Source organism: Agromyces sp. Soil535 (genome assembly GCF_001428255.1).
Classification (GTDB): Bacteria; Actinomycetota; Actinomycetes; order Actinomycetales; family Microbacteriaceae; genus Agromyces.
Genome location: NZ_LMRW01000012.1, coordinates 70,663 through 83,735, shown reverse-complemented (window position 1 = coordinate 83,735; position 13,073 = coordinate 70,663). Strand labels below are relative to the sequence as shown.

General features: G+C 69.4%; 10 protein-coding genes and 1 tRNA gene. 4 read left to right on the top strand and 7 right to left on the bottom strand.

The window, feature by feature from the left end:
* The first annotated feature begins 375 nt into the window (after positions 1–375).
* A complete protein-coding gene (acs, locus tag ASG80_RS09750) occupies positions 376–2,331 on the top strand; it encodes an acetate--CoA ligase (protein ID WP_056730058.1) in 1,956 nt (651 codons plus the stop codon).
* 84 nt (positions 2,332–2,415) lie between these two features.
* On the opposite strand, the gene ASG80_RS09745 is transcribed toward acs, so the two are convergent.
* Both ASG80_RS09745 and ASG80_RS09740 read right to left on the bottom strand, forming a co-directional pair.
* A complete protein-coding gene (locus ASG80_RS09745; RefSeq protein ID WP_056730056.1) occupies positions 2,416–2,886 on the bottom strand; it encodes a RidA family protein in 471 nt (156 codons plus the stop codon).
* Positions 2,886–3,113, bottom strand: a complete 228-nt coding sequence (locus ASG80_RS09740) for a hypothetical protein (protein WP_056730055.1) — start codon at positions 3,111–3,113, stop codon at positions 2,886–2,888. The genes ASG80_RS09745 and ASG80_RS09740 overlap by 1 nt, the downstream gene beginning before the upstream one ends.
* A gap of 146 nt (positions 3,114–3,259) precedes the next feature.
* Here ASG80_RS09740 and ASG80_RS09735 point away from each other — a divergent pair, with 146 nt between their 5' ends.
* The 3 genes from ASG80_RS09735 to ASG80_RS09725 all read left to right on the top strand — a co-directional run bounded on the left by ASG80_RS09735 (position 3,260) and on the right by ASG80_RS09725 (position 6,930).
* The gene (locus tag ASG80_RS09735) at positions 3,260–5,842 is read left to right on the top strand and encodes a transglycosylase domain-containing protein (protein ID WP_235508257.1); all 2,583 of its coding nucleotides are present in this window, start codon (positions 3,260–3,262) and stop codon (positions 5,840–5,842) included.
* Positions 5,839–6,762 (top strand): metallophosphoesterase, encoded by a 924-nt coding sequence (locus tag ASG80_RS09730; RefSeq protein WP_056730053.1) that lies wholly within the window; start codon positions 5,839–5,841, stop codon positions 6,760–6,762. Before ASG80_RS09735 ends, ASG80_RS09730 begins: the two co-directional genes overlap by 4 nt.
* Positions 6,763–6,853: 91 nt before the next feature.
* Positions 6,854–6,930 (top strand) — tRNA-Pro (locus ASG80_RS09725).
* On the opposite strand, the gene ASG80_RS22940 is transcribed toward ASG80_RS09725, so the two are convergent.
* From ASG80_RS22940 to ASG80_RS09700, 5 genes are read right to left on the bottom strand one after another with little or no spacing between them, the layout of a single operon-like run.
* Positions 6,919–7,617 (bottom strand): 4'-phosphopantetheinyl transferase superfamily protein, encoded by a 699-nt coding sequence (locus tag ASG80_RS22940; protein ID WP_082590071.1) that lies wholly within the window; start codon positions 7,615–7,617, stop codon positions 6,919–6,921. The genes ASG80_RS09725 and ASG80_RS22940 overlap by 12 nt on opposite strands.
* Positions 7,614–7,865: an acyl carrier protein gene (locus ASG80_RS09715; protein WP_056730049.1), complete on the bottom strand. Its 252-nt coding sequence runs from the start codon at positions 7,863–7,865 to the stop codon at positions 7,614–7,616. The genes ASG80_RS22940 and ASG80_RS09715 overlap by 4 nt, the downstream gene beginning before the upstream one ends.
* Positions 7,862–9,616 (bottom strand): acyl-CoA dehydrogenase, encoded by a 1,755-nt coding sequence (locus ASG80_RS09710; RefSeq protein ID WP_056730047.1) that lies wholly within the window; start codon positions 9,614–9,616, stop codon positions 7,862–7,864. Before ASG80_RS09710 ends, ASG80_RS09715 begins: the two co-directional genes overlap by 4 nt.
* The gene (locus ASG80_RS09705) at positions 9,613–11,304 is read right to left on the bottom strand and encodes an acyl-CoA dehydrogenase family protein (RefSeq protein ID WP_056730045.1); all 1,692 of its coding nucleotides are present in this window, start codon (positions 11,302–11,304) and stop codon (positions 9,613–9,615) included. Before ASG80_RS09705 ends, ASG80_RS09710 begins: the two co-directional genes overlap by 4 nt.
* Positions 11,301–13,031, bottom strand: a complete 1,731-nt coding sequence (locus ASG80_RS09700) for a fatty acyl-AMP ligase (protein ID WP_056730042.1) — start codon at positions 13,029–13,031, stop codon at positions 11,301–11,303. The genes ASG80_RS09705 and ASG80_RS09700 overlap by 4 nt, the downstream gene beginning before the upstream one ends.
* Positions 13,032–13,073: the final 42 nt, after the last annotated feature.

Here is a 13,073-nt window from a genome sequence, read left to right as displayed (position 1 = left end):
GGACTCGCCCAGGACGCCCTATCGAATCAGCGCCCTTAACGTAAGGGGGCGGCACCCATTGGGGGGAACAGGTGCCGCCTCGGCAGCGCAAGGATTGGGGGGAATCACGAGCGCTGCAGGCCTCGAAACGAGTGTTCGGGCGGTACCCAGTGTATGGCCTGCAGAAGGATGCGCAAGCATTTTTTGTCCTCATTTGTGCGGACACACAGATTTCTCTGCGCAAAGGCACAGTAACCGCTCTCACGGCCGCTCGGAAGAGCATGCGACTCAGCGTGACCGACCCGTTACGAGGTGCGCGCGACCGGGAGGTAGTGTGCTGGGTGGGGCAGGCGACCCAACCGATGCAGGAAATCGCGAAGGAGCGACCGGAGAACCATGACCGTTCAGATCGATCACGCGCTCGAGGAGATCAGGCGATTCCGCCCGAGTCCCGAGTTCGCCGCCCAGGCCGTCGCCGACGAGCGCCTCTACGAGGAGGCCCGCACCGACCGGCTCGGATTCTGGGCCCGCCAGTCCCGCGAGCTCCTCCAGTGGGAGAAGCCGTTCACCCGCACCCTCGACTGGTCGAACCCGCCGTTCGCGAAGTGGTTCGACGACGGCGAGCTCAACGTCGCCGTGAACTGCCTCGATCGTCACGTGGCGGCAGGCCTCGGCGACCGGGTCGCGCTCCACTGGGAGGGCGAGCCGGGCGACAGCCGCGACGTCACCTACGCCGAGCTCACCGACGAGGTGAAGCGCGCCGCGAACGTGCTCACCGAGCTCGGCATCGGCGAGCACGACCGCGTCGCCATCTACCTCCCGATGATCCCGGAGGCGGTCGTCTCGATGCTCGCCTGCGCGCGCATCGGCGCCATCCACTCGGTCGTCTTCGGCGGCTTCAGCGCCGACAGCCTCGCGTCCCGCATCGACGACGCGGAGGCCTCCCTCGTCATCACCGCCGACGGCGGCTACCGCAAGGGCAGGGTGTTCCCGCTGAAGTCCGTCGTCGACGATGCGCTCGCGAGGGCCGAGGGCGGCACCGTGCGGAACGTTCTCGTCGTGCGCCGCGGCGAGAACGAGATCGAGATGGCCGACGACCGCGACCTCTGGTGGCACGACACCGTCGCCCAGGCCTCGAACGAGCACGAGGCGAAGGCGTTCGAGGCGGAGCATCCGCTCTTCATCCTGTACACCTCGGGCACCACCGGGAAGCCGAAGGGCATCCTGCACACGTCGGGCGGCTACCTCACGCAGGCGGCGTTCACGCACAAGAACGTGTTCGACCTGCACCCCGAGACCGACGTCTTCTGGTGCACCGCGGATATCGGCTGGATCACCGGCCACTCGTACGTCGTGTACGGATCGCTCGCCAACGGCGCCACCCAGGTGCTCTACGAGGGCACGCCCGACACCCCGCATCCCGGCCGCTGGTGGGAGATCGTCGAGAAGTACAAGGTCTCGATCCTCTATACGGCGCCCACCGCCATCCGGTCGTTCATGAAGCTCGGACGCCAGATCCCGCATGCCTTCAACCTGCGCTCCCTTCGCCTGCTCGGCTCGGTCGGCGAGCCGATCAACCCAGAGGCGTGGATCTGGTACCGGCACGTCATCGGCGGCGGCTCCATCCCCGTCGTCGACACCTGGTGGCAGACCGAGACCGGCGCGATCATGATCTCAGCCCTGCCCGGCATCACCGACCTGAAGCCCGGCAGCGCCCAGGTGCCCATCCCCGGCGTCTCGATCGACATCCTCACCGACGACGGAACGCCCGTCGAGGGCGAGGGCGGCGGACTCCTCGTGGTCACCGAGCCATGGCCCTCGATGCTCCGGGGCATCTGGGGCGACCCCGAGCGCTTCAAGGAGACCTACTGGGAGAAGTTCGGCGACAAGTACTTCGCCGGCGACGGCGCCCGCCGCGACGAGGACGGCGACATCTGGCTGCTCGGCCGCGTCGACGACGTCATGAACGTCTCGGGGCACCGCCTCTCGACCGCCGAGATCGAGTCGTCGCTCGTCGCCCACCCGTGGACGGCCGAGGCGGCCGTGGTCGGGGCATCCGACGAGACGACTGGCCAGGCGGTCGTGGCGTTCGTGATCCTGAAGTCCAGCCAGGTCGAGCTGGTGACCGACCCGGCGGAGGCCGCGGAGGTGCTCCGAAAGCACGTGGCCATGCAGATCGGCGCGATCGCGCGCCCACGGCAGGTGTTCATCGTCAACGAGCTGCCGAAGACGCGCTCGGGCAAGATCATGCGGCGACTGCTGCGCGACCTCGCCGAGGGGCGCCAGGTCGGCGACACCACGACGCTCGCCGACACGTCGGTCATGACCGCGATCACCGAGCAGGTCAGGTAGCGAGGGCTCACGAAGCAGGAACGACGGATGCCGCGGCCGGGAGCGATCCCGCCGCGGCATCCGTCATTCGTCTGCCAGCTTCGGCTACGCGAACTCCACGACGAGTTCGATCTCGACCGGCGCGTCGAGCGGCAACGCCGCCACGCCGACGGCCGAGCGCGCGTGGCGCCCGGCCTCGCCGAAGACCTCGCCGAGGAGCTCGGAGGCGCCGTTGACGACGCCGGGCTGCCCGGTGAACGACGGGTCCGATGCCACGAAGCCCACGAGCTTCACGATGCGCGTCACCCGGTCGAGCGTGCCGAGCTCGGCACGCACGGCGGCAAGCGCGTTGAGGATGCACGTGCGGGCATACGTCTTCGCGTCGTCGGCGGGGACGAGCCCGTGTCCGTCGCCCACCTTGCCGGTGGCGGGCAGCGCGCCCGACACGAACGGCAGCTGACCGGAGGTGTACACGTACGAGCCCGTCACCACGGCCGGGACATAGGCGGCGACGGGCGGGGCCACCTCGGGCAGCTCGATGCCGAGCTCGGCGAGGCGGGCCTCGATGGCGGCCATCAGGCCTCTCCCTCGAACTGCTTGGCGGCCTCCGCGGCAGCGGCGGCGCCGGCCGATGCCGCTGTCGACGACTCCCCGCCGACCTGGCGCTTCAAGTACGCGACGAGCCCGCCCTCGGGTCCCTGCACGATCTGCACGAGCTCCCAGCCCTCTGAGCCCCAGTTGTTCAGGATGGCCGCGGTGTTGTGGATGAGCAGCGGGGTGGTGATGTACTCCCAGGCAGGCATGCGTGTTCCTCGTCTCTGGTGTGGGCGGATGGGGATCGATCCGACGGACCTCGGCGTGTCTGCGTGATCGCGGCATGCGACCCGCGTAGCGGTTTTTGCCAGCCTTCTCCGTTAAGCTCCACTATATGTCTGCCCAAAATCGTACGATGAGCGACGTCGGCGCCGGGATCCTCGGTTTCATCGGCCTGAGCGCTCTCGCCGGCATACTCGTGACGGCAGCCGTGACGCCTGCGCTCGCAGTGACCGGCATGGCCGCGAACAACGGCATCTCCATGTTCGAGAACCTCCCCGGGTACCTCGAGATCGACGACCTGTCCGAGAAGACGGACATCTACGCGACGCAGCCCGACGGGTCGCAGGCGCTCCTCGCGTCGTTCTTCGACGAGAACCGCGAAGAGGTCGCGTGGGACGCGATCAGCCAGTACGTGAAGGATGCCGCAGTCGCCGGTGAGGACCCCCGGTTCTACGAACACGGCGGCGTCGACATCCAGGGCACCCTCCGCGGTGCGGTGAGCACCTATGTCCTGAACCAGGACGTGCAGGGCGGCTCGTCGATCACGCAGCAGTACGTGAAGAACGTGCTCATCAACAACGGCGTGCGCGAGGCGAAGACCGAGGAGGAGAAGGAGGCCGCCTACGAGTCCGCGACCGAGACCTCCCCTGAGCGCAAGCTTAAGGAGATGCGCTACGCGATCGCCCTCGAGAAGAAGTTCTCGAAGGACGACATCCTCAAGGGTTACCTGAACATCGCCGCGTTCGGCGGACGCGTGTACGGCATCGAGTCGGCCGCGCAGTATTACTTCGGCGGCAAGCACGCCGCCGACCTCACCCTCGCCGAGGCCGCGAGCCTCATCGCGATCGTGAACCACCCCGAGAAGTTCCGTCTCGACTACCCCGAGAGCGAGACGAACGGTGCGGCCACGGTCGTCGACGGCCAGCCGGTGCCCTATGCCGACAACAAGGAGCGCCGCGACTACATCCTCGGCGAGATGCTGAAGCTGAAGAAGATCACGCAGGAGGAGCACGACGCCGCCGTCGCGACGCCCGTGGCCCCGGTCATCAAGGAGCCGAGCACCGGGTGCCAGTCCGCCGACGGCAGTGCCTACTTCTGCGACTACGTGACGTGGGTGATCAAGAACCAGTTCGACGACCCGGCGACGACCGACGTCAACGAGGGTTCGCAGATGCTCCAGCAGGGCGGGCTGCAGATCTACACGACGCTCGACCTCGAGCTGCAGAACCGGTCGGAGACGGCGATCGCCGAGAACGTGCCGTTCGTGGACGCTCGCTTCGATGTCGGATCGGTCGCGGTGACCGTGCAACCCGGCACCGGTCGGATCCTCGCGATGGCGCAGAACAAGAAGTACTCGAACGATCCCGAGGTCACCGCGTCGAGCGCCGAGTACACGTCGGTGAACTACAGCACCGACTACGACTACGGCGGCTCGAGCGGCCTGCAGCCCGGATCGACGTTCAAGGTGTTCACCCTTGCGGAATGGCTGAACGAGGGACATTCGCTGCGTGAGACGTTCAACGGGTCGCGACGCACCTTCACGTCGTTCCCTGCGGCCTGCTACGGCGGGTGGAGCGGCAGCTACAACCCGAGGAACGACGACTCGACCAGCGCGAACAACGCCGTCGACGCGACGAAGTACTCGGTGAACACCGCCTTCATGGCGATGGCGCAGCAACTCGACCTCTGCAAGATCCGCGATACCGCGCAGGCGTTCGGGGTACGCAGGGCCGACGGGCTCGACCTCGGCCAGAAGTACGACCTCGAGACCGGCGAGGTCAATCCCGACGAGGTGTTCGGCCCCAGCGCGGTGCTCGGCACGGAAGAGGTCTCACCGCTCGCCATGGCCGCTGCGTTCGCCGGCATCGCGAACAACGGCCTCACGTGCTCGCCGATCGCGATCGACAAGATCGTGGATGCGAATGGCGCGGAGATCCCGCCGCCCGCGTCGAATTGCACGCAGTCGGTCACTCCCGAGGTTGCCCACGCCATGGCCTACGCGATGCAGACGACGTTCGATGGCACGGCCTCGGCCTCCGACCCCGGCACCGGCATCCCGCACATCGGCAAGACCGGCACGACCGACGGCGCGAAGGACACCTGGATGACCGGTGCGAGCACCAAGGCGGCCACCGCGGTGTGGGTCGGCAACGTCACCGGCGAAGCGAACCTCCGCGAACTCGACTTCCCCAGTGGATACGCGGCCACTGCGCGTCACCGCATCTGGCCCGCCATCATGACGATCGCCGACAACAAGTGGGGCGGCGATGTGTTCCCCGAGCCGGATGCGAGCGCCTTCAAGCAGGTGATGGTCGACGTGCCCCAGGTGGCCGGCCTCTCCCTCGACGCCGCGAAGCAGGCGATCGAGGCGGCGGGCTTCGTCTTCGAGGACGGCGGCCAGCAGGACTCGAACCTCCCCGCGGGCACGGTCACCGGCACCGACCCGTCGGGCCAGGCGGGGCGCGGCAGCACGATCCGCGTCTTCACGAGCGACGGCAACGGCACGACCGTGCCCGACCTGACGGGCATGACAGAGCAGCAGGCGAGGAGCGCGCTCGACCAGGCTGGCCTCAAGATCAAGTCGTCGGGGAACATCGACCCGACCGCCGTCGTCGAGAGCCAGGATCCCGCGCCGAACACCGCGGTCAAGCGCGGCACGACCGTCTCCGTGACGTTCAGCAGCGCGTTGGGCGGCACCACGCCGGGTGGCGGGTGAGCAAGGCCACGCTCGCTTGGGGGTCGCTCGTCGAACGCACCCGCTGGACACTCAGGCGCGCGGATGTCCCGGTCCTCCCGGCCGGTGCCGAACCCATCAGGGTCCTCCACCTCTCCGACCTGCACATGGCACCCTGGCAGCGTGACAAGCAGGACTGGGTGCGCTCCCTCGCCGAACTCCAGCCCGACCTCATCGTGAACACGGGCGACAACCTCGGTCACGAGCGAGGTCTCGACGGCCTCCGTCGCGCCTTCGACGCCTTCGACGGCATCGCCGGCGTCTTCGTCAACGGGTCGAACGACTACTTCGGTCCGGTCCTGAAGAACCCGTTCATGTATTTCAGTGGCCCGTCGGGGCCGATCCCCCGCTCCAAGCGGCTCGATATCGACGCCCTGCACGCCTACTTCGCCGAACTCGGCTGGCACGACCTCGACAACACCGCTGCCGGCCTCGACCTGCGCGGCACCCACTTCGAGTTCTTCGGCGTCGACGATCCGCACAAGGGCTACGATCGCCTCGACCTCATCACCGCGGCGATCGACGAGCTGCGCGCCGACGACCCGCTCGGCGACGAGACCTGGCCCGACGCGGCATCCGCCGGCGAACGCCGCTCGACCGTGACGGTGGGCGTGGCGCACGCGCCGTACCAGCGCGTGCTCAACTCGTTCGTCAACCACGGTGCTCAGCTCATCCTCGCCGGGCACACGCACGGCGGACAGGTGTGCGTGCCGGGTTTCGGCGCGCTCGTCACGAACTGCGACATCCCGCGGCAGCAGGTGAAGGGGCTGAGCGTGTGGCAGCACGGCCTGCGCACCGCGTTCCTCAACGTCTCGGCCGGCCTCGGCACGTCGATCTTCGCGCCCGTGCGGTTCGCGTGCCCGCCCGAGGCGACGCTGCTCACGCTCGTCCCCGTCGAGTAGCCGGGGCGCGGCCCTGCCCCGGATGCTCGGACGCGCGTGGTCGGGTGCCCGTGTTTTTTCGGCTATTCTTGTTGAGGCCCGTCAGGGCCACCGGGGTGTGGCGCAGCTTGGTAGCGCGCTTCGTTCGGGACGAAGAGGTCGCAGGTTCAAATCCTGTCACCCCGACCAATCGAAGGGGCCGGATGTCGCATGCGACGTCCGGCCCCTTCGCGCGGGCGATGTGTCACCGCGACCGGGGAGCGAGACGGCGCATCCAGCCGAGCCCGTCAGGTGCACGATCGCGCGCTCCGGGCCCACGTCGGCGTCATCGATGAGGCGGTCCAGAGCGGTCGGGACGGTACGCGGGTCATCCGCGAGCCCGGTGCCGCGAGCCTTCAGCGTCGCCTCCTTGATCGTCCAGGCACGCGCGAGCGCACGGCGGCGGGCGGCTCGCGGCAGCCGCTCGACGGAGGCCAGCTCGCGGTCGGAGCACATCCGCCGGATCAGGGCGGGGCGATCGAACACGTCGAACGGCTCCGCTTCGATGTCGGCGCCCACGAGCCCATCGGCAACGACCGCCACGAGCAGCATCGCGCCACTGTGCGCGATGCTGACGTCGATCCGGCCATCGCCGAGCAGGCGGGGCTTCCGGCCCGGCTGATCGGCCGAGAAGCCCGGCCAATCCACGCCGAGGCCGGCTGTCACGAGCATCCGCGCCCACGTCCGGCCCATGCGACGTCGGCGGAGCAGCGCGAGCGCGCTTGGAGCGCCCGCGCCCTCGCGCTCGCGCTCGATCCAGGCGCCCATGAGCCAGTGCGCACCAGACGCGGTCACGCCCTCGTGCATCGACGCCTCACGGTCGTCGACGGCGATCACGCGGCGGCGAGCCGTTCCGAGATGCCGCCCGCGAGCTCGCGGATCGTCGGGTGATCCCAGACGATCGTCGGATCGACATCGAGGTCGTACTCGTCTTCGATGTCGCCGCAGAGCGTCAAGGCGTAGACCGAGTCGAGCCCGAGTTCCGCGAGGGGCGTCTCGGGGGTGAAGGTTCCGGTGTCGACCCTTCCGTAGGCCACGACGCGATCCACGAGCCAGGACTCGATGGCGTCGGTCTCCGTGTTCATGCTGCACTTCCTTCCTCGACATGGGGGTGCCGGCGCTCCTTGCGAGCGGACGGGGCGAGCGGGATATCGCGGGCGACGTGATCCTGGGCGAAGGTCATCAGCCGATCGACGAACATCGGGTCGAGCGGCGCGACCCGGCCGCGGAGTCGATCCTCGATCCGTCTGAGGCATGCCTCGCGGACGAGCGGGTCGTTCGTGACCGACGTCGCGTCGGCTTCGTCCGCGCACACGCCCGCCCACGCGCCGGCGGCGAGGAGCAGCGTCAATCGATGGGCGAGTGAGAAGGCTGCCGGTGCGGCATCCGTGCCGAGTTCGGAGGCGGGGAACGCCGCGATCTCGTTGCGCAAGTCGTCGAGGGCGTCGCCGAGCCGGTCAAGCGAGTGCGCGGCTGCGGTGCCCGGAACGAAGCGATCGCGCACAATCGGGTCCCGCAACGCCGCGCCGAGCGGGTCGCGCGAGCCCGCGCCGAGTGAGAGTCGGCCGAAGTCCAGCTCCTCGAGCGGGGCGCCGAGCCGGAAGAGCGCCGGCTCGGTCGCCTCGGTCCGGCGAGAGCGCCGGAGCCACGCCTGCAGGTTCGGGAGGATCGTGAGCAGGCACGCCGTGGTCCCGGCATGCCCGATCGGCACGACCGCGAGATCGCGGAAGAACTTCTCGAAGATCTCGTACGGGGCCACTCGTGCGTAGAACGTCGAGCCGAAGAGCACCGAGAGGTCCTGCATCGCCGACATGAGCAGTTGCGGCACCAGGTACTTCGCCGCAGCGGTGAGGATCAGGCATTCGGCCGGTGCGAGGTGGAGCGCACGCACCACCACCGCGCTGAGGGCGTCGGCGATGAGGAAGTCCGCGATGGCGCCCGCGAGGAGCGCCCGAGCGTGTGGCAGGTCGAGCACCACGCCGCCGTAGAGCGAACGCTCCGTGCCGAAGCGGACCGCGAGATCGAGTGCCGCGTCGACCGTCGCGATCGCGAGGGCGGGCACGACGGCGCGACTCACCTGGAAGGCGGTCAACGCGGTGCGTGCGGCGGTTCCAGGCGCACCGATGGTGCCGGCCACGGGGACCGGCAGCCCATCGAACACCGCGACGCCGATCTCGCAGCCACGCATTCCGGCGGTGAGCACGCGTCGCGACGTGTCGGCGAACCGGCGGCTCGCGTCATCCTTGTTCCACATCAGCAATGTGTGGCTGCCGACGCCTGGCTCGTCCGACGTCCGCGCCATGATCAGGATGGATTCCGCGCGGTCGACGTTGTTGATGACCTGCTTCACGCCCTGCACGAACCAGCGGCCCCCGCGTTCCGTGGCGGCGCACTCGTTCTGCAGCAGGTCGTTGCCGTGCTCGAGCTCGTGGAAGCCGACGGCGATGCGCTCGCCGCGCAAGAGGCGATCGGCGACGTCTGCGCGCTGTTCCTCGTCCCCGGCGACCCACACGTTGAGCGCGGCCATGAGCGTGGTGATCCCGTATCCGACGCCCAGCGACGGATCCCGACGGAAGATCGGCCTCCACCGCCGCACGAGGTCCTCGGTCGAGACCCACCGCCCGCCGAGCGAGGCGGGCACGAAGTCCGCGGTCGCGTCCCACTCGTCGAGGAGCGACTCCGCGGCCGAGCTCACACGGCGTGCGTCGTCGTCGCGGGCGATCGTGGCGTAGTCGAACGGGCCGGGCACCCGTGGATCGCCGAAGAGCGCGTCGAGGTCGTCGGGCGCGCCCGACGCCGTGCCCGTGGGACGCGATGACGGTCCCGCAGTGGTCATAGGGGGTTCCCCCAACCTTCGAGCATGGAGAGCCTGCCGCGAGATCCAGCCGTCTCGAACGCCTGACCTGCCAGCGCGACCGCCGACGAGGCGGCCGACTCGGAACGCACGAGTCCGAGCCGCACCGCGATCCGCTCCAGGATCGCGAGGAGCCTGGCCTCCGATGCCTCGCTTCCACTCCCGCGCCCCGCCAGCTCGACGGCGATCGCGCAGGCCGCCCCGAAGCAGAGCGCCAGGCGCATCGCGACGTCGAACGACGCCGCACTCGGCGCGGCCTGCCGAGGTGCGGTGCCGGCTGCGTCGAGCAGCCGATCGAGCTCGGCGGTGATGTCGTGCGCCGGCGCGGCCGACCCTCGCGAGCCGAGGAGGTCGGCGAACACGGGGAGCGCGCGGAGCAGCCGCGACCCTCGACGGGTCACCAGTCTGAGGCGGAGCGGATCCACCCAGGTCTCCGGTTCCGCATCCACCCGGAAGTCGCGGAGGATGCCGCCGATGTCGGCCGCGTCCTCTGGTCGGGTGATCGCCGTGAACTCGTTGACGATCATGTTGAGGTTCACGACGGAGTTGCCGTCGAAGATCCCGACAGCCCTGTTGTCGCGCGCCGCCTTCTGGAACTCGCCCGCACCAGCGAAGCCGACCAGTTGCGACCTGGCCCCGAGGAAGGACGTGAGGTCGCGGAACAGGAGGTCCACGGTGTCGGGCACCAGGAACTTCACGAGCGAACTGACGAGCGCCAGCTCCTGCGGCGCGTGATGTGCCTCGCGCGCGCCCGCGAACACCACGCACTCCGCGAGCAGGGCGTCGGCCACGGCAGTTCCGACTGTCGCCCGGGCAGCGGGCAGCGACCCGAGCTCCCGCCCGAACAGCCGTCGCGACGCGGCGAACTCCACTGCGACATCGACGGCGTGGTCCGCCGCTCCGAGCGAGAGCGCCGTCGAGAGCGGCCGCGTGAACTGGAGGCTCTTCAGCACGATCTCGAGACCGAGGCCGGGCTCACCGACGAGCCTGTCGCGCTCGACGGTCGTTCGTCGCATCGCGAGGCCGCTGATGTCCGCGCCGCGATTCCCGTACGTGGCCACCTTGGGCTGCGTGGCGAGGGTGCGGGCGTCGACGCGGCCCTTGTCGACGAGGACGAGCGACAGTGCCCGGGGTCCTGGTGCATCAGACGTGCGTGCGAGGACGGTCATCGCGCGCCCCCGGGACGCATTGTTGACCGGCCACTTGACTCCATCGACGACGATGCTCGAGCCGATCGCGGCGGTCGTCGCCGTGGCGGAGAGATCGGAACCCCTTCCGCGCTCGGTGAGACCCCATGAGAGGGGCGCGGCGTCGAGCACGAGCTCCGCCATGGTCGCGGCGATCGGACCCCCAGCGATCCACGCACCGACGGCGCCGAGGAAGCTGATGCCGTGGGCGACGGCGACCGTGAGATCACGCGCGGCGGTGGACCGGATCATCATCATCGGCACGAAGACGTCGCGGAGCTCCCCGCCGTGTTCGGCTGGGGCGTAGTACCGGTGCAGTTTCCACGCATCCAGCGCGTCGACCGCGTCACCGGGGTACGCCGATGCTTCGTCGAGCTCGAGCGACCGCTCGATCGAGATCACGGCGGAAGGATCGCGCGGATCGCCGAGGTAGCGGTTCAGGTCCGCGACCGCCCCGCGGCCGGCGAGGACCGAACGCGTCACGTGACCGCTCCGCGGTCGAACCCGAGCATCAGCAGGGTGGGCAGTCGTTCCTCCGCGAGAAGCGACCGGGTGAGGTTGCGCTGCACCTTCCCGCTCGTCGTACGCGGAAGGCTCCCCTTGCGGATGAGCGCCACGCCCAGCTCGGGCAGGAGGTACTCCTCGGTGACCGCGCGCCGTACGCGCTCGGCCAGGGCATCGATCTCCCCGGCGGCCAGCCTTGCTGCGTCGATCTCGGCCACGAGGCCGACGGCGGGCTGCGACGCCGATCCCTCGAACGCGGCGCTGAGGCATCCGGCGTGCAGGAGGGTCGAAGCGGTCTGCTCGAGGTCCTGCGGATAGATGTTGCGGCCGCGGATGATGATGAGGTCCTTGAGGCGACCCGTGATCAGCAGTTCGCCGGCGACGCTCGTGCCGAGGTCGCCGGTTCGGAGGTACCGGTGGTCGTCGCCGTCACCGGGGATCGTCACGCCGAAGACGGCCGCGGTCGCGTCGGGCCGCCGCCAGTAGCCCTGGGCGACGCTCGGGCCGCTCACGAGGATCTCGCCGATCTCGCCGTCGACGAGGCGTTCGCCGGACACGGGGTCGACGATCTCGATGCGGTGCCCATCGGCCGCCGGTCCGCACGAGACGAGGTCGACGGCGCGCCCCCCGTCGACGGGCGCCCGCAGCACCCCCTGCTCGATGCCGGCGGCGTCTGCCTGAATGGTCGCCACCACCCGACCCGCAGCCTTCGCCGTCACGAGGAGCGTGGTCTCCGCCATGCCGTAGGCCGGGATGAAGGCGTCGGCCTGGAATCCGGCGCGAGCGAACCGTTCGGCGAAGGCGCGCAGCGTCTCGACCCGAACCGGTTCGGCACCGGTGATGGCACCCTCGAGCGATGAGAGGTCGAGGCCTGCCAGCTGTTCGTCGGTCACCAGTCGGGTGCAGAGCGCATATGCGAAGTCGGGCCCGACCGTGTGGGTGGCGCGATGCTGCGTGATGAGCTTCAGCCACAGCAGTGGGCGCCGGAGGAACTGGTTCGGTGAGGTGAACACGCAGTCGCCGGCGAAGAAGATCGGTTGGAGCAGCTGCCCCACGAGCCCCATGTCGTGATAGTGCGGAAGCCATCCGACCAGGCGGGATGCCGCGGAGAGGCCCAGAGCCGAGGTGATGGCGGCCTCGTTGGCGACGAGGTTGCCGTGGCTCACCATGACGCCCTTCGGCGTGCCGGTGGAGCCGGAGGTGTACTGGAGCAGCGCAAGGGAGCCGGCGTCGGATGCGGGCGGCACCCACTCCTCGATGCGGCCGACGAGGGAGTCGATCGACACGACACGGGCCTCGCCCACCGAATCATCGGGGGCGACGCAGAGCGGCAGGAGTGCGCCGCCCTCGGTGAGCACGATGCGGCTCCCCGAATCGGCCACGATGGACGCGAGCCGTCGCAGGGCGGCATCCGGCTGGCGTATCGCGGCGACGGGCACGGGTGCAGCGACGAGTCCGGCGTAGAAGACGGCGTAGAGCGCACGGATGAACCCGAGGCCGGGGTCGAAGGCGAGCACGGCCACGTCACCCGCGGCATGTCCCGACGCGACCAGCGCCGCAGCATCCGCTCGCGCCTGACGGTCGAGTGCCTCGTACGATGCGAACACCGAATCCGATGGGCTCGCGTAGAACCTGAAGCCCCGCGCATCGCCTGCGGTGGCGGCCGCGTTGCGCATCACGTCCAGGAACGTGCCTTTTGGGTTCATGCCGGCTTCCTCTCCTCCGTCGGCCATGCGGCTCTTGAGGTC

Excerpts from the sequence above, each read along its gene's own strand:
- ASG80_RS09735 (WP_235508257.1), top strand. The coding sequence starts at position 3,260 with ATGAGCGACGTCGGCGCCGGGATCCTCGGTTTCATCGGCCTGAGCGCT.
- ASG80_RS09710 (WP_056730047.1), bottom strand. The coding sequence starts at position 9,616 with ATGACCACTGCGGGACCGTCATCGCGTCCCACGGGCACGGCGTCGGGC.
- ASG80_RS09745 (WP_056730056.1), bottom strand. The coding sequence starts at position 2,886 with ATGGCCGCCATCGAGGCCCGCCTCGCCGAGCTCGGCATCGAGCTGCCC.
- ASG80_RS09700 (WP_056730042.1), bottom strand. The coding sequence starts at position 13,031 with ATGAACCCAAAAGGCACGTTCCTGGACGTGATGCGCAACGCGGCCGCC.
- ASG80_RS09715 (WP_056730049.1), bottom strand. The coding sequence starts at position 7,865 with ATGAACACGGAGACCGACGCCATCGAGTCCTGGCTCGTGGATCGCGTC.
- acs (WP_056730058.1), top strand. The coding sequence starts at position 376 with ATGACCGTTCAGATCGATCACGCGCTCGAGGAGATCAGGCGATTCCGC.
- ASG80_RS09740 (WP_056730055.1), bottom strand. The coding sequence starts at position 3,113 with ATGCCTGCCTGGGAGTACATCACCACCCCGCTGCTCATCCACAACACC.